The organism is Streptomyces sp. NPDC004629 (genome assembly GCF_042873595.1).
Lineage (GTDB): Bacteria > Actinomycetota > Actinomycetes > Streptomycetales > Streptomycetaceae > Streptomyces.
Window position 1 is genome coordinate 187,865 of record NZ_JBIALO010000001.1, and the last position, 14,876, is coordinate 202,740.

Below are 14,876 nucleotides of genomic sequence, written 5' to 3' on the forward strand. Positions count from 1 at the left end.
GCACGCCGGGGACGCCACGCTGCGGGAGCGGCGCAAGCCTGCCGTGCCGGCCGCGCGCCCGCTCAAGGGCACCCTCCTGGGCGGCCTGCTGAGGACGACCCGCCCCAAGCAGTGGGTGAAGAACAGCCTCGTCGCCGCCGCCCCGGCCGCCGCCGGGCAGCTCTTCTCCCGGCATGCGCTCACCCAGGTGTCCCTCGTCTTCGTCCTGTTCACCGCCTGCGCCGCCGCCGTCTACCTGATCAACGACGCCCGTGACGCCGAGGCCGACCGCGCCCACCCGACCAAGTGCCGCCGCCCGGTCGCCGCGGGACAGGTCCCCGTACCCGTCGCGTACGGCGTGGGAGCCGCGCTGGCCGTGCTCGCGCCGGCCGCCGCGGCCTGGCTGACCTCACCCCTCACCGCGGCCCTCCTGGCGGCCTACGTCGTCATGCAGCTGGCGTACTGCGTCAGCCTCAAGCACGTCCTGGTCGCCGATCTCGCCGTCGTCACCACCGGCTTCGTGATGCGCGCGATGATCGGCGGCGTCGCGCTCGGCATCCCCCTGTCCCGCTGGTTCCTGATCACGACCGCTTTCGGGGCGCTGTTCATGGTCTCGGCCAAGCGTTACTCCGAAGCCCTCCAGATGGCCGGGAAGCCGGGCGCCACGCGCGCGTTGCTCACCGAGTACACCACCGGCTATCTCCGCTTCGTCTGGCAGCTGGCCGCCGGGGTCGCCGTCCTCGCGTACTGCATGTGGGCCCTGGAGGAGGGCGGTGCGCCACACGCGGGCGTGCTGCCCTGGCGGCAGCTGTCGATGGTCGCCTTCATCCTCGCGATCCTCCGCTACGCCGTCTTCGCCGACCGCGGCACCGCGGGCGAGCCCGAGGACGTCGTCCTGCGCGACCGGGCGCTGGCCCTGATCGGACTGGCCTGGCTCGCCATGTACGGGCTCGCGGTGGCGAACTGGTGAGCGTCGCCCGACGCGAACTGTTCGGCTTCGCCGCCGCCGGGCTCCTCGCGTACGTCACCGACCTGGCCGTCTTCAGCTACCTGCGCGGCCCCGCCGGGCTCGATCCGGTCACCGCGAAGACCGTGTCCTTCGTCGCGGGCTGCACGGTCGCCTACGTGGGCAACGCGCGCGGCACCTACCGCCAGGCGCACCCCCGGGGCCTGCGCCCGTTCGCCGTCTTCGTCGCCGTGAACCTCGCCGGCGCGCTCGTCCAGCTCCTGTGCATCGTCGTCAGCCACTACGGCCTCGGACTCACCTCGCAGTGCGCCGACACCGTCTCCGGTGCCGGTATCGGCATGGCCCTCGCCACGGTCCTGCGTTTCTGGGGTACCCGGACATTGGTGTTCCCCGCCGAGGGCAGAGTCGGATCATGGACTGGCTGAAAAGGCTCCCCGGAATAGGACCGCTCGTCACGTGGCTCATGGCCACGCACGCGTGGCAGGCGTACGAGCGCCTGGACCGGGTGAAATGGACGCGGCTGGCGGCGGCGATGACGTTCATCAGCTTCATCTCGCTGTTCCCGCTGCTGACGGTGGCCGCCGCGATCGCCGCCGCCACCCTGAGCACGGCGCAGCAGCAGCAGCTCCAGAAGAAGATCGCCGAGCAGGTTCCCGGCATCTCCGCCCAGTTGGACATCAACGCCCTGGTGCAGAACGCGGGCACCGTCGGACTCATCGCCGGTGCGGTCCTGTTGTTCACCGGCATCGGCTGGGTCGGCCAGATGCGTGACTGTCTGCGGGCGGTGTGGGAGCGGCCGGACAGCGAGGGCAACCCGATCGTGCGCAAGGCCGTCGACGCGGGCGTCCTCGTCGGCCTCGGCGGCGCGGTGCTCGTGACCATCGTCATCTCGACGGTGGCCTCCGCCCTGGTCGGCTGGATCTCCGACGAGTTGGGCCTCGGCCGGGCGAGCTGGGGCAGCCTGCTGCTGCGCGCCGCGGCGTTCGCCGTCGCCGTGCTCGCCGACTTCCTGCTGCTGCTCTACGTCCTCACCCTGCTGCCCGGTGTCGATCCGCCGCGCCGCCGCCTGGTGGTGGCCGCGCTGATCGGCGCGGTCGGCTTCGAACTCCTCAAGCTGCTGCTCAGCGGCTACATCCAGGGCGTCGCCACGAAGAGCATGTACGGGGCCTTCGGCGTGCCCGTGGCCCTGCTGCTGTGGATCAACTTCACTTCGAAACTGGTGCTGTTCTGCGCCGCCTGGACGGCGACGCAGAGCAAGGAAGGACCGGTCACGGACGGGGCGTCCGACGGCGCACCAGGTCCGGCAGCGGCCAGCGGCGATTGATCAGGAACACCCCGCCGGACAGCAGCACCAACAGCCCGCCGGTGATGGCCAGCGCGATGCCCGCTCCGCTCGAACCGCCCGTGGCGGAGGCGCCGGCCGGCTTCGCCGAGGACCCGCCGTCGGCCGCGCCCTGCGCGGTGCCGCCGCCCGCCTCCGCGGCGGGCGCCGTGGCGCCCGGCTGCCCGCCGGCCGGTGCCGCGCTCTTCGGCGGCACCAGCTCGCCCACCGGCCGCACCTTGCCAGCCGCCGCGAAGCCCCAGTCGAAGAGCTTCCCGGTCTCCTTGTAGACCTCGTTGTGCTCGTTCTTCTGCGGGTTCATGACGGTGACCAGCAGCACCCTGCCGCCGCGTTCCGCGACGCCGGTGAAGGTGGCGCCCGCCTTGGTGGTGTTGCCGTTCTTGACGCCCGCGATCCCGTCGTAGACCGAAACGTCGGTGTCGCCGCTCAGCAGCCGGTTGGTGTTCTGGATCTCGAAGGTCCCGCGGACCTTCTTGCCCTTGACCTTCTTGGTCTCGCCCGGGAATTTCGCCCGGACCGTGGAGCAGTACTCGCGGAAGTCCTTCTTCTGGAGCCCGGAGCGGGCGAACAGCGTCAGGTCGTACGCCGACGAGACCTGTTCCGGCGCGTCGTAGCCGTCGGGGCTGACCACCTGCGTGTCGAGGGCCTGCAACTCCTCGGCGTGCGCCTGCATGTCCTTGACGGTCTCCTCGACGCCGTCGTTCATCGCGGACAGTACGTGCACGGCGTCGTTGCCGGAGCGCAGGAAGACGCCGAGCCACAGGTCATGGACGCTGTAGGTCTCGTTCTCCTTCACCCCGACCATGCTGGAGCCTGCGCCGACGCCCGCAAGATCGGAGCGCACCACCTTGTGCTCGGTCGACTTGGGGAACTTCGGCAGCACGGTGTCGGCGAACAGCATCTTCAGCGTGCTCGCCGGGGGCAGGCGCCAGTGTGCGTTGTGGGCGGCGAGCACATCGCCGGTCTCGGCGTCGGCGACGATCCAGGAGCGCGCGGTCAGTCCCTTGGGCAGCACGGGCGCGCCGGCACCCAGGTCGACCTGGGTGCCGGCCTGGCCGAGGCGGGCGCCGCCCACCGTCGACATCTGCGCCGGGGGTGTGGCGGACGGGCGCGGGGCCGCCACGGCGACCGGCGTCGCGAGGAACGTCACGAGAGAAGCCACGAGAGAAGCTGCGAGAGGAGTCGCGAGAGGAGTCGCGAGAGAAACGTTCAAAAATGCGGCAGAACCGGCCAGAAGGGATCGTCTGGCGATCTTATTGGGTGCGGGCACGGTCGAGAACGTACCTGTCGCGGGCCGTGAAGTCCCGCCGCCCGTCCCACCCCGGGCAGGGATCCGGACAGCCGGCGGCGATACTGGGCGTATGAAGCTCAGCCGCCCGCTGTCCTGGTTCCTGCTCGCCTTCGGGGTGTGGAGCTGGGTCATCTGGGTCACTTTCGTCAAGAACCTCGTCAAGGACAGCAGCGGACTCGCCTTCGACGACGGGCATCCGACGGCCTATTTCTGGGTGCATCTGCTGCTGGCGGTCGTCTCCTTCGTATGGGGGACGGTCATCGGGGGCATCGGGTTGCGCGGGCTGCGCGCACTGCGCCGGACGTCATGACGAACACTCATGGCCGGACGTCATGACCGAACACTCATAACGGAAGACTGAGGACACCGCACCGTGGTCATCGTCTTAGTGCTCGTCGCCCTGGCCGTGCTGGCCGTCGTGACCGGGCTGCACTGGTACGTCTGGCGGCGCCTGGTCCGCGACACCACGGCGGCGCCCGGGCGCGCCCGCCGGGCCGGTACGGCGGTGTTCGTGGCGGGCCCGTTCCTCATGGTCGCCGCGCTGGTCGCCGAGCGCTCCGGAGCGCCGTTCTGGCTCCAGCGCGCCCTGGCCTGGCCGGGCTTCCTGTGGATGGCGCTGGCGCTCTACCTGCTGATGGCGGTGGTGGCGGGCGAGGCGGTGCGGCCCTTGCTGCGCCGGCTGACACGCGGACGCGAACACCGGCCCGTGCCCGTCCCGGTGGCCGTACCGGCGGGCACGGCACCGGCCCCGCAGGCGCAGGAGGCGGCGCCGGGGCCGCTACCGGAGGCCGGGCCGGAACCCGGCCCCAAGACCGCCCGGCAGGACCCGTCGCGCCGGCTCTTCGTGTCGCGGGTCGTGGGCGGGGCGGCGGCCACGGCTGCCGTGGCGACCGTCGGCTACGGCACCTACGGCGTGCTGAACGGACCGAACGTGAAACGCGTCACGGTCCCGCTGGCCAAACTCCCGCGTTCCGCACACGGGTTCCGCATCGCCGTCGTCAGCGACATCCACCTCGGGCCGGTCCTCGGCCGGGGCTTCGCGCAGCGGGTCGTCGACACGATCAACGCGACCCAGCCCGATCTGATCGCGGTCGTCGGCGACCTGGTGGACGGCAGCGTCCCCGACCTGGGCCCGGCGGCGGCGCCGCTCGCGCAGCTCTCGGCCCGGCAAGGGGCCTACTTCGTCACCGGCAACCACGAGTACTTCTCCGGTGCCGAGCAGTGGGTCGAGGAGGTGCGCCGGCTCGGGCTGCGCCCGCTGGAGAACGCCCGCACCGAACTGCCCGGCTTCGACCTCGCCGGGGTCAACGACGTACAGGGCGAGAGCGAGGGCCAGGGCCCGGACTACGAGAGAGCCCTCGGTGACCGCGACCCCGCACGCGCGTGTGTGCTCCTCGCCCACCAGCCCGTGCAGATCCATCAGGCCGTACGCCATGGTGTCGACCTCCAGCTCTCCGGCCACACCCATGGCGGGCAGTTGTGGCCCGGCAACCTGCTCGCGGCGGCGGCCAATCCGACGGTGGCGGGTCTGGAGCGCTACGGCGACACCCAGCTGTACGTCAGTCGCGGAGCGGGCGCATGGGGGCCGCCCACCCGGGTGGGGGCGCCCTCGGACATCACAGTCGTGCAACTGGCGTCCCGGCACGCCTGAGCACGGCCGCCGGTGCCGCCGACCCCTCTTGAGCGCGCGAGGGCATGGGGAAACGTGCAGGTCATGGCGGTGCGGGGGCGGCGCGGGCAGCGCCGGGCCCAGGCTCTGCGAACACCTTGTGAAACCGGGCGGTAACCGTCGCGAGGTTAGTTCTCGCACATCTCGCCCGATTGCTCTTCCCCCAGGTGAAACACGTGTGATTAGGTGAGCCCCGCCACGAAGGGGAAGTGGCATATATGCAAGGCCAGGGGTAGGGCCGTGGAAGGCCTGGGGAGGGCACCACCGTGCGATCGGTTCGCATGCGGATTCTCGTGACGCTGCTCGTGCTGGCGATCGTGGGAGTAGGCGGCTGGCAACTGCTGCCGTCGCAAGGGGACAAGAACAAGTCCATCACGGTCGGTACGACGGACGCCGTCACATCACTCGACCCGGCAGGCGCCTACGACGCCGGCTCCTGGGCCCTGTTCAGCAACCTCTTCCAGTCGCTGCTGACGTTCGAACCCGGCGGCGTACAGCCCGTGCCGGACGCGGCGCAGAGCTGCACGTTCAAGGGCAGCGACCTGAAGACATACCGGTGCACGCTGCGCGACGGGATCGTTTTCCCGAGCGGGCGGGCGATGACGGCCGAGGACGTGAAGTACTCCTTCGACCGGGTCAAGAAGATCAACTCCGATGTCGGTCCGGCGTCGCTGTTCTCCACCCTGGGCTCGGTGAGCGCCGACAGCGCCACCACCGTCACCTTCCACCTGGCCTCGCCCGACGCCACCTTCCCGTTCAAGGTGGCCACCGGCGCCGGCGCGATCGTCGACAAGGACAAGTACCCGGCGGACAGCCTGCGCACCGGCTCCGGGGCCGACGGCACCGGCCCCTACAAGCTGACCGCGTACACGAAGGACCAGCGGGCCGCCCTCGCGCCGAACACCCACTACAAGGGCAATCTGAACGGCACCGGCAAGCCCATCGAGCTGCGGTACTACGCCGACTCGCAGGCCCTCGACAAGGCGTGGCAGGGCAAACAGATCGACGTGGCCACCCGCACGCTGCCGCCGAACGTCCTGTCCGGCCTCAACCCGAGCGACCCGAACCATCGCGTCACCGAGTCCGACAGCTCCGAGACCCGCAACCTGTACCTCAACACCCGCGCGGGCTCGCCGCTGCACGATGCGCGTGTGCGCCAGGCCATGGCCTGGCTGGTCAACCGCGAGGAACTCGCCGCCACCGTGTACGAGGGCACCGTCGACCCGCTGTACTCGCTGATCCCGACCGGCCTGACCGGCCACACCACGTCGTTCTTCGACACCTACCCGAGGCAGAGCACCGCGAAGGCGAGGGAACTGCTCACCGAGGCCGGGGTGAGCCTGCCGGTGCGCTTCACCTTCGGCTACGGCAAGGGCCGCGGCGCGGGCGCCGAGGAGTCCGCCGCGCTGAAGAAGCAGCTGGAGGCGGGCGGCCTGTTCAAGGTGGACGTCAAGGGATACGAGTGGACCGACTTCCAAAAGCGCTGGGCCGCCGGGAAGATGGACGCCTGGGCGGTCGGCTGGGTCGCCGACTACCCCGACCCGGACACCTTCGGCTCCCCGCTCGTCGGCACCGGCTCCACCATGAACACCGGCTACGCCAACAAGGCGGTCGACACCCTCATCCAGGAAAGCCAGCAGTACGCCGACCGCAGCCGGGTCGCCCAGGACTTCCGTGACGTGCAGGCGCACATCGCCACCGACGTGCCACTGATCCCGCTGTGGCAGCGCAAGGAGTACGTGGTCAGCAGCGAGGACGTCGGCGGCGGCCAGTACCTCTCGGACGGCACCGGCGTGTTCCGGCTCTGGCAGCTGAACTGGATCTGATCCTCACGGCGGTACGGGCGCCCGGGACGGCAGCGTGACCGTCACGGCCAGCCCCTGCCCGGGGGCCGTCCGTACCGCCACTTCCCCGCCGTGCGCCCGCACCACGCCCTGCACGATCGCCATCCCCAGCCCGCTGCCCGCTCCGCCGCCCGCGCGGAAGAAGCGGTCGAAGATGCGCATCGCGTCCTCCTCGGCCAGCCCCGGACCCTCGTCCGCGACACACAGCCGCACCAGCCCGTCCGCCCGCTCCACGCCCAGCCGCACCGGCACGCCCGCGGGCGTGTGCGTACGGACGTTGGCCACCAGGTTGCCCAGCACCTGGCGCAGGCCCGACTCGTCGGCGCGCACCAGCACGGAGCCGTCCGCGGCCACGGTGACCGGACGGTCCGGCTGCTGGGCCCGCAGGTCCTGCGCCGCGTCCCGCACCAGCCGGCTCACGTCCACGTTCCGCAGGCGCAGTTCGGGCCGCTGGTCGAGGCGGGCCAGGGTGAGCAGTTCGTCGACCAGCCGCCCCATCCGGTCCACCTCGCCGTTCATCCGGTCCCAGGCCCGCTTGCGCTCTTCCGGCTCGCGCAGCATGCCCTTGTCGTACAGCTGGAGGTAGCCGCGTATCGCCGACAGCGGGGTGCGCAGCTCGTGCGAGGCGTCGGCGACGAAACGGCGCAGCTGGGCCGCGCTGCGCTCGCGCGTGCGGTACGCCGACTCCACCTGGTGAAGCATGGAGTTGAGGGCGAGCCGCAGCTGCTCCACCTCCAGGGTGGTCTCCCGGCTGGAGGGCACCCGGCGGGCGAGGTCGCCCTCCGCGATCGCCGAGGACGTCTCCACCATGTCCTCCAGCGGCCGCATCCGGCGCCGCACATTGAACAGGGTCAGACAGGCCAGCAGCGCCAGCAGTAGCGTGCCCATGGCCAGGTCGAGCCTGAGCGCCTTGGCTATGCCCTTGTGCAGGGCGTCGGTCGAGTTGGCGACCAGGACGTAGTTGCCGTCGGCGAGCCGGACGCCGATCGCCCGGTACGAGGCGTCGCGGACGGTGATCTCACGCGGCTCGGGCTGGGCGGCGAGCGGGGCCGGCACGCCGATCGCGTCGGCCAGCGCGCGCTGGCTCTCGGTGGGCGGGAACCCGGCGAGGCGCAGGACCCCGCCCCGGGCGTCGACGACCGCGAACAGCGAATCCGGCCGGGGCTGCGCGCTCATCGGCGGCCGCACGAACCGGTCCCGGACGATCGCCAGCGCGGCCAGCGAGTCGATCTGCCGCAGCGTCACATGGGAATCGGTCAGCGACCGGCGGGACTTGTCCAGTCCGGCGTCGATCTGCTGGAGCAGATAGTGCCGCATGCCCATCAGGCTCACCGCGGTGGCCGCGGCGATGCCGAGGGCCAGCAGCAGGACGTTGGCGAGGGTCAGCTTGCCGCGCAGGGAACGCATCCCACGGGACGGGCGGCGCCTCGTGCCCAGCGGGCCGAGCCGGGTCCGCTGTGCTGCTCCGCTCCCCGAAGCGGCACGGGAGAGTACCGACGTGCTGATGCGTCGTGCGAGGGCGGCCGGCCACGCGGCCGGCCGACGGCGCATCACGGCCCCTTCCGCGCGGCGCCCAGCCCGTATCCGACACCGCGCCGGGTGGTGATCAACGGCGGCCCCAGGGTGTCCAGCTTGCGGCGCAGATAGCTGATGTAGGTCTCGACGACGGTCGACTCGGCCGGGGTGTGCTCGTACTGCCAGACGTGACGCAGAAGTTGCTCCTTGGGCACGATCCGGCCGCCGTTGCGCACCAGGAAACGCAGCAGCGCGTACTCGGTGGGGGTCAGCTCCACCGAGCGGCCCGCGCGGCGCACCGAGTACGTCGTCTCGTCCAGTTCCAGGTCGCCGTAGCGCAGCGGCGGGCGCTGCGGGATGACGTCGGCGGGCCGGGTGCGGCGCAGCACCGCGCCGATCCGGGCGACCACCTCGTCGATGTTGAACGGCTTGGTGATGTAGTCGTCGCCGAAGCCGAGGGCGCCGACGATCTCCGCGGGCGAGTCCCGTGCGGTGAGGAAGACCAGCGCCAGATCGGGCCGCCCGGCGCGCAGTTCACGGCCCAGCGCGCGGCCGTCCCCGTCCGGCAGCATGACGTCGAGCAGGGCCACGTCGGGCCGGGTGCGCCCGGCGGCGGCAAGCGCCTCGCGGACGGTGCCCGCGATCATCACCTCGAAGCCGTGGTAGCGCAGGGCGATGGCGAGGACGTCCGCGATGCTCGGCTCGTCCTCCACGACCAGCACGGTGCCTGGAGCCGTCGTCATGCCCCCAGTATCGGCGGGACCACTGACAGCCGGGCTCGTTCGCTCTTTGGAGTTCCTTGAGAGTCATGGGCGCGTCGTGTGCACACGCGGGTGCCGGCGCCAATCCTGTTGCCCAGGACCTGGGGGACCGACCGACCGAAACAGTTAAGGAGCCTTGAACGTGGCGGCATTGGCACGGTGGTGCTTTCGGCACCGGCTGGTGGTCCTGCTGTTGTGGGTGGGGGCGCTGTGCGGGCTGGGCTTTTCGGCCTCGACGGCGGGCACGGACTACGCGAATGTGTTCTCCCTCCCGAACACGGACTCCAAGCGCGCGTACGACCTGATGGAGAAGGCCTTCCCGGAGACGTCCGGCGACACCGACACGGTGGTGTGGAAGGCCGGCACGGGCACGGTCCGGGACCAGGACGTACGGTCCCGGATCGAGCCCGCACTGGAGAAGATCGCCGGGATGGACGGCATCGGAGCCGTCACCGGCCCCTACACCGGGGAGCGGGGCGCCGCGCAGATCAGCCGCGACGGACGGATCGCGTACGCGCAGATCACCTTCACCGAGCCCGCCCAGTCCGTGCCCAAGGAGCTGGTGCAGGACGTCGTCGACACCGCGCAGGCCGCGGAACGCGACGGACTCCAGGTCCAGTTGGGCGGGCAGGCGATCCAGCGGGTGCAGGAGCCGCCGACCGGTCTCGCCGAGCTGGTCGGGATCATCGCCGCGGCCGTGGTGCTCTTCCTGGCCTTCGGCTCGCTCTTCGGGATGCTGCTGCCCATCGGCGTCGCCGTCTTCGGCGTCGGCACCGGCCTGTTCTCCACCCAGTTGATCAGCCATGTCACCGACGTCCCCGACCTGGCCCCGCTCCTTGCGACCCTGATCGGGCTGGGCGTCGGCATCGACTACGCGCTGTTCATCGTCACCCGGCACCGGCGCGGCATCCTGCGCGGCACCGACCCCGAGGAGTCCGCGGTCACCGCCCTCAACACCTCGGGCCGCGCGGTGCTGTTCGCGGGCGGCACGGTGTGCATCGCGCTGGCGGGCATGCTGGTGACCAATCTGCGCTTCCTGGACGGCGTGGTGATCGGCACCTCGCTGACGGTCGTGCTGAGCGTGCTCGCCGCGACGACGCTGCTGCCGGCGTTCCTCGGCCTCCTCGGCCCGCGGGTGCTCAGCCGCCGCCAGCGCCGCCGCCTCGCCGAGCGCGGGCCCGATCCGGAGCGGGCGAGTGGGCTCGCCGCCCGCTGGTCGGGCGGGGTGCAGCGGCGACCCCGTACGGTCGCCGCGCTCGCGGTGGTCGTCATGGCCGTCCTCGCCCTGCCCGTGCTGTCGCTGCGGCTCGGCGCCACCGACCAGGGCAACGACGAGGCGTCGACGACGACCAGGAAGGCGTACGACCTGCTCGCGGAGGGCTTCGGCCCCGGCTTCAACGGGCCCCTCCAGGTGGTCGCCTCGGGCGGTGACACAAAGGCCCTGGTCGAGGGCATCGAGACGACCTCGGGGGTGGCTCGGGCGATCGCACTGCCGCCCGCGCGGGGCGTCACCGTCATCCAGGTCGTGCCGACCACCTCACCGCAGTCCAAGGAGACGGACGACCTCATCGACACCCTGCGGGACCGGGTGATCCCTCAGGCGGGCGCGCAGGCCCACGTCGGCGGGGTCACCGCGGTTTCCAAGGACTTCGCGTCGGTCACCGGCGACCGGCTGCCGCTCTTCGTCGCGACCATCATCGGCCTGGGCTTCCTGCTGCTGCTGATCGCCTTCCGCTCCCTGGTGGTGCCGCTCACGGCCGCGGTGATGAACCTGTTCGCGGCGGCAGCCTCCTTCGGTGTCCTGGTCGCGGTCTTCCAGTGGGGCTGGGGCCTGGACCTGCTGGGCCTCGGCAAGGAGGGCCCGATCAACGCCTTCCTGCCGGTCATCATGCTGTCCCTGCTCTTCGGCCTGTCCATGGACTACCAGGTGTTCCTGGTCAGCCGGATGCACGAGGAGTGGGTGCACACCAGGGACAACGCGCGCGCGGTGCGCGTCGGCCTGGCCGAGACCAGCCGGGTGATCAACTCGGCGGCCCTGATCATGGTGTGTGTCTTCCTGGCCTTCGTGCTCAGCGGCGACTCGGGGGCGGCGATGGCGGGCGTGGGGCTCGCCGCCGCGGTCGCCCTGGACGCGTTCGTCCTGCGGACGGCCCTGGTACCGGCGGTGATGCATCTGCTGGGCCGGTCGAACTGGTGGCTGCCGCAGTGGCTGGACAAGCGGCTGCCGCACCTGGCGGTGGAGCCGATGGACGCCGGGCCGCCGGACGCCGAGCCGCCCGCGGCCGACGGCCCGGCATCGGTCGTGCACGGCTTCATCCGTTCCGTCGACGGCGACCCGGTGCAGGGCGCGACCGTGACGCTGATGTCCAAGGGCGGCCGTCAGCTCGACCGCGTCGACTCCCTGGCCGACGGCTCGTACATCGTGGCGGTCCCCGGTCCCGGCACCTACCTCCTCGCGGCGACCTCCGCCTCGTACGGCACCCGCGCACGGCATGTCGTCGTCGACGGCGGCCCGCTCGTGTACGACCTGGAACTGGCGGACGACGAGGTGGACGCGGTCAGCTGACCACCGGCCCTTGCCCGGCCCCGCGCGCGGAGTCCGAACCCTGAGGGTCCGGTCCTCTCGCGGGGCCGGGCAGCGCCCTGGACCCGGCCGCAGGTGGTGTCCGTCCTCAGGTTCGTCGGGCGAGTTCCGGCCGTTTCGAGTAGTCCGTGAACCCGAGGACGTTCCCCCACGGGTCGGCGAACTCCACGGTCCACCCGGTGGCCACGGCGAACGGCTCGTCGAGCGTCCCGATCCCGGCGTCGGCGAGCGCGCGCGCCGCCACGCGCGCGTTCGGCACCTCCAGCCAGATCCGTGGCGAGGGCCACGGCGGTGGCCGGTGACCGAACCCCTCCTCGGCCCGCAGCAGGATGCCCGGCGTCTCGCCGCCGACGTTCAGCAGCGCGATCCCGCCCTCGTCGAACCGGAACCCGACGGCGAACCCGGCCCGCTCGTAGAACCCGACGGCCTCGCCGAGATCCCCGACGGGCACCAGTACGTTGTCAAAACCGAGCAGTTCGTACGACTCTTCGTCTGACATGTCGTCAGATTAGCCGCCCCGGATCCGACGCCTGCGGGGACCGGCCCGGGGGACCGCACCGCGATCACTCGATGAGGCGAGGCGGCCGGGCCTCCGGTGGGTCGGGGGCGTCGGTTACCCTTCCGGCCAGGTCGCCGTAGGGGGGAGTCCATGGGCCGGGTGCGGGTCGCGTTCGGGCTGCTGGTCGTGGCCGTGGGCACGGCATGGCTGCTCGGCGGCCCGGCCGCCGTACGCTCGGGCGGGCGCTGGACGCTGACACTGCTGCCCTATGTGCTGCTCGGCCTGGGGCTGCTGCTCCTGCTGCGGGCCGCGGTGCCCCGCGGCCTGCTGGCCGCGCCCCTGGCGCTCATCCTGGGCGGCGCGCTGTGGGCGGCGCACGCGGCCGGCTACCTGGGCGGTGTGGCGAGGTTCTGGCCGGCGCTCATCGTGCTGCTGGGCGCGGCGATCGCCCTGGGCGGCGTACCCGTGGCGACCGGCACCGGGAACGACGGGCCGCTGCGGCACTACCGCAGCGTCGTGCTGCCCGTGCGCCCCGAACTCGTCACGGGGCCGGACACCCGGCTGCGCCGGGTCACCGTCGCCTCCTACCTCGGGGATGTCCGGCTGCGCCTGGCCGACGTGCCCTTCCAGCCGGAGACCGTGCTGGACACGGCCGTCGAAGTGCTCGAACTCGACGTCACCCTGCTCTTCGGCAGCGTGACCATCGAACTCGACCACCGCTGTGCCGTGGTGAAGGGAGACGTCGCCAACGCACTGGCGGTGCACTTCGCCGACCAGGTACGGGTCTACGCCACCACGGACATCTATGCCGACGAGGCCCGGAGCGAACTGCCCCGCAGGATCCAGCTGAATGTGATCGGCGTCGGCGGCACCGTCGCCATACGCTCACGCTGACCCGCCGTCGTCCCCGGCCGGAGCGACGGGCGGCCCGGCCGCCGGGGGTGCGGCCTCCGGATGCGAGAAGGCCCGGCCGCCGAGGTCGGGGTCCTCCACCAGCGGTCGGGCGTCCCGGTCGCGCAGATAGTCCGACAGCTGCTGGTTCAGCGCGTACTCCTCGGCGGGATTCTCCGGCAGCTTGTAGCGCAGGGCGGCGGTGAGGTCGAACCGGTGCAGATCGAAGACCGTGCTGAACACCACCCCGGTGTAGCCGGCGGTGACGACGGCGCCCCGGTAGGCCAGCACCGACAGGACCGCGGCGGCCAGGGGCGTCAGCGACCAGAGGTCGAGCCGGCCCAGCAGCGGCAGCGTGATCGCGGACAGCAGACCGAAGCAGACGCTCAACGAGGCGGTGGCGGCCAGGAGTTCCAGCTGCCGGGCCATCGCGTCCGCCAGCCGCTCGGAGAGGTAGGGGTAGATGCGCGGGTACACGAGCAGTGATTCCAGACCGTAGCGGCCGCCGGCCGTGCGCTCGGCGCGGCGCAGCACGTTGCCCAGCCGGGTGGGCATCAGATCGGTGACCCGGCGCTCCCGCGGCGGTGTCGCGACGTATCTGTCGTCGGGATAGCCGCTGCGGATCCGCTCGTCCCGTTCCATGCCGCGGGTCTGCCGGTCCATGCGCCGCTCAAGGTCGACCAGCGATGCCAGGTCGGTCGCCCCGGGCTCGTACCTGAGCAGCGACTGGTCGGCGTGCAGCAGCCGGGCCGCCGCGTTGTCCCGGCGTCGCCGGTGCAGTTCCATGGCGGCCCCGCGCAGGCGGGCCAAGGGGGACGGCGGGTCCCAGTACCCTTCGAGCTGCTGCACCAGGACCCGTTCGAAGGGACGCAGCAGGATGCCGCCCACCAGGGCGGCCAGCGCGAAGACGACCACCGTCGCCGTACCGGTTCCGGCGAGCACCGCGCCGAGGTCCACCGGGCGGTCCAGGTCGTAGGCGTGGGCGCGCGCCAGCACCGTGGTCACGGTCACCACCAGGGCGCCCGGCAGCACGTTCAGGAGGCCGAAGCGGGCGCCGCCCATGGCCTTCGTACCGGCCTTGACCAGGTCACCGAACACGGCAGTCCGTCCTCACGGCTTCGCCAGCAGCGTCATGGCCCGCGGCGGACGGTGGCGGTCGCACGGTGGGGCCCCCTCCGAGCCCTGCCGAACGGGCGGGCCCAGACAGTCCAGGCAGACGTACACGTACCGCCCGCCGGTCGCGTGCGCGGGACTCGGGGCGCCCTCGCGCACCGCCGCCGCGACCGTGCGGTGCCCGTGGCGGCAGGTCTGCGCGGTGGACGACCGGGAGCGGAAGGCCGCCGCCGTGCAGCGCTCCTCCTCGCACACGTGGTAGTACGCGGCTGCGCGGCTCCTGCCGTACGGCCCGAGGATCTGGTCGCTGAGCAGCAGCACCCGGCGCACTGCCCACACCGCGCCCCACAGGCCCAGTAGGCCGACGCGCATCCTCCGTCCGCCCGTCACCTCGCCTCCCCCGGTCGGGCCGTCCCCCGAG

14 protein-coding genes are annotated in these 14,876 nt (G+C 71.9%); 8 read left to right on the plus strand and 6 right to left on the minus strand.

Annotation, left to right across the window (positions count from 1 at the left end):
* The first annotated feature begins 19 nt into the window (after positions 1-19).
* The 3 genes from ACFYTE_RS00860 to ACFYTE_RS00870 are packed head-to-tail and all read left to right on the plus strand — an operon-like array spanning position 20 to position 2,270.
* On the plus strand, positions 20-949 hold the full coding sequence (locus ACFYTE_RS00860; protein WP_388703984.1) for a decaprenyl-phosphate phosphoribosyltransferase: 930 nt from the start codon (positions 20-22) through the stop codon (positions 947-949).
* On the plus strand, positions 946-1,371 hold the full coding sequence (locus ACFYTE_RS00865) for a GtrA family protein (protein WP_388703032.1): 426 nt from the start codon (positions 946-948) through the stop codon (positions 1,369-1,371). Before ACFYTE_RS00860 ends, ACFYTE_RS00865 begins: the two co-directional genes overlap by 4 nt.
* Positions 1,359-2,270, plus strand: coding sequence for a YihY/virulence factor BrkB family protein (locus ACFYTE_RS00870; RefSeq protein WP_388703034.1), 912 nt, complete (start codon positions 1,359-1,361; stop codon positions 2,268-2,270). Before ACFYTE_RS00865 ends, ACFYTE_RS00870 begins: the two co-directional genes overlap by 13 nt.
* On the opposite strand, the gene ACFYTE_RS00875 is transcribed toward ACFYTE_RS00870, so the two are convergent.
* Entirely contained in the window at positions 2,215-3,558 is a 1,344-nt protein-coding gene (locus ACFYTE_RS00875; RefSeq protein WP_388703036.1) for a D-alanyl-D-alanine carboxypeptidase family protein, read from the minus strand. The genes ACFYTE_RS00870 and ACFYTE_RS00875 overlap by 56 nt on opposite strands.
* 91 nt (positions 3,559-3,649) lie before the next feature.
* On the opposite strand from ACFYTE_RS00875, the gene ACFYTE_RS00880 reads away from it, so the two are divergent.
* The 3 genes from ACFYTE_RS00880 (at position 3,650) to ACFYTE_RS00890 (ending at position 7,074) form a co-directional block, all read left to right on the plus strand.
* Entirely contained in the window at positions 3,650-3,889 is a 240-nt protein-coding gene (locus ACFYTE_RS00880; protein WP_388703039.1) for an SCO4848 family membrane protein, read from the plus strand.
* A 63-nt stretch (positions 3,890-3,952) separates the two neighbouring features.
* The gene (locus ACFYTE_RS00885; protein WP_388703042.1) at positions 3,953-5,230 is read left to right on the plus strand and encodes a metallophosphoesterase; all 1,278 of its coding nucleotides are present in this window, start codon (positions 3,953-3,955) and stop codon (positions 5,228-5,230) included.
* Between the two features lie 299 nt (positions 5,231-5,529).
* On the plus strand, positions 5,530-7,074 hold the full coding sequence (locus tag ACFYTE_RS00890; protein WP_388703044.1) for an ABC transporter substrate-binding protein: 1,545 nt from the start codon (positions 5,530-5,532) through the stop codon (positions 7,072-7,074).
* A 3-nt stretch (positions 7,075-7,077) separates the two neighbouring features.
* On the opposite strand, the gene ACFYTE_RS00895 is transcribed toward ACFYTE_RS00890, so the two are convergent.
* Together ACFYTE_RS00895 and ACFYTE_RS00900 are read right to left on the minus strand one after the other, a co-directional pair.
* Positions 7,078-8,499, minus strand: a complete 1,422-nt coding sequence (locus ACFYTE_RS00895; protein WP_388703047.1) for a sensor histidine kinase — start codon at positions 8,497-8,499, stop codon at positions 7,078-7,080.
* Between the two features lie 143 nt (positions 8,500-8,642).
* Entirely contained in the window at positions 8,643-9,350 is a 708-nt protein-coding gene (locus ACFYTE_RS00900) for a response regulator transcription factor (RefSeq protein ID WP_388703049.1), read from the minus strand.
* A 169-nt stretch (positions 9,351-9,519) separates the two neighbouring features.
* Here ACFYTE_RS00900 and ACFYTE_RS00905 point away from each other — a divergent pair, with 169 nt between their 5' ends.
* The gene (locus tag ACFYTE_RS00905) at positions 9,520-11,934 is read left to right on the plus strand and encodes an MMPL family transporter (protein ID WP_388703987.1); all 2,415 of its coding nucleotides are present in this window, start codon (positions 9,520-9,522) and stop codon (positions 11,932-11,934) included.
* A gap of 106 nt (positions 11,935-12,040) precedes the next feature.
* On the opposite strand, the gene ACFYTE_RS00910 is transcribed toward ACFYTE_RS00905, so the two are convergent.
* Positions 12,041-12,451: a VOC family protein gene (locus tag ACFYTE_RS00910; protein WP_388703051.1), complete on the minus strand. Its 411-nt coding sequence runs from the start codon at positions 12,449-12,451 to the stop codon at positions 12,041-12,043.
* 150 nt (positions 12,452-12,601) lie between these two features.
* On the opposite strand from ACFYTE_RS00910, the gene ACFYTE_RS00915 reads away from it, so the two are divergent.
* Positions 12,602-13,345 carry a hypothetical protein gene (locus ACFYTE_RS00915; RefSeq protein WP_388703054.1) on the plus strand — a complete coding sequence of 248 codons (744 nt, stop codon included), beginning with the start codon at positions 12,602-12,604 and terminating at the stop codon, positions 13,343-13,345.
* Here ACFYTE_RS00915 and ACFYTE_RS00920 read toward each other — a convergent pair.
* Together ACFYTE_RS00920 and ACFYTE_RS00925 are read right to left on the minus strand one after the other, a co-directional pair.
* Positions 13,337-14,440 (minus strand): hypothetical protein, encoded by a 1,104-nt coding sequence (locus ACFYTE_RS00920; RefSeq protein ID WP_388703056.1) that lies wholly within the window; start codon positions 14,438-14,440, stop codon positions 13,337-13,339. The two genes, ACFYTE_RS00915 and ACFYTE_RS00920, sit on opposite strands and share 9 nt — an antisense overlap.
* A 12-nt stretch (positions 14,441-14,452) precedes the next feature.
* On the minus strand, positions 14,453-14,827 hold the full coding sequence (locus ACFYTE_RS00925; protein WP_388703057.1) for a hypothetical protein: 375 nt from the start codon (positions 14,825-14,827) through the stop codon (positions 14,453-14,455).
* Between the last annotated feature and the right edge of the window lie 49 nt (positions 14,828-14,876).

Bases quoted from the DNA above. Each gene is read 5' to 3' on its own strand.
- ACFYTE_RS00880 (WP_388703039.1), top strand. From the start codon at position 3,650: ATGAAGCTCAGCCGCCCGCTGTCCTGGTTCCTGCTCGCCTTCGGGGTG.
- ACFYTE_RS00890 (WP_388703044.1), top strand. From the start codon at position 5,530: ATGCGGATTCTCGTGACGCTGCTCGTGCTGGCGATCGTGGGAGTAGGC.
- ACFYTE_RS00895 (WP_388703047.1), bottom strand. From the start codon at position 8,499: ATGCGTTCCCTGCGCGGCAAGCTGACCCTCGCCAACGTCCTGCTGCTG.
- ACFYTE_RS00900 (WP_388703049.1), bottom strand. From the start codon at position 9,350: ATGACGACGGCTCCAGGCACCGTGCTGGTCGTGGAGGACGAGCCGAGC.
- ACFYTE_RS00915 (WP_388703054.1), top strand. From the start codon at position 12,602: ATGGGCCGGGTGCGGGTCGCGTTCGGGCTGCTGGTCGTGGCCGTGGGC.
- ACFYTE_RS00870 (WP_388703034.1), top strand. From the start codon at position 1,359: ATGGACTGGCTGAAAAGGCTCCCCGGAATAGGACCGCTCGTCACGTGG.
- ACFYTE_RS00910 (WP_388703051.1), bottom strand. From the start codon at position 12,451: ATGTCAGACGAAGAGTCGTACGAACTGCTCGGTTTTGACAACGTACTG.
- ACFYTE_RS00925 (WP_388703057.1), bottom strand. From the start codon at position 14,827: ATGCGCGTCGGCCTACTGGGCCTGTGGGGCGCGGTGTGGGCAGTGCGC.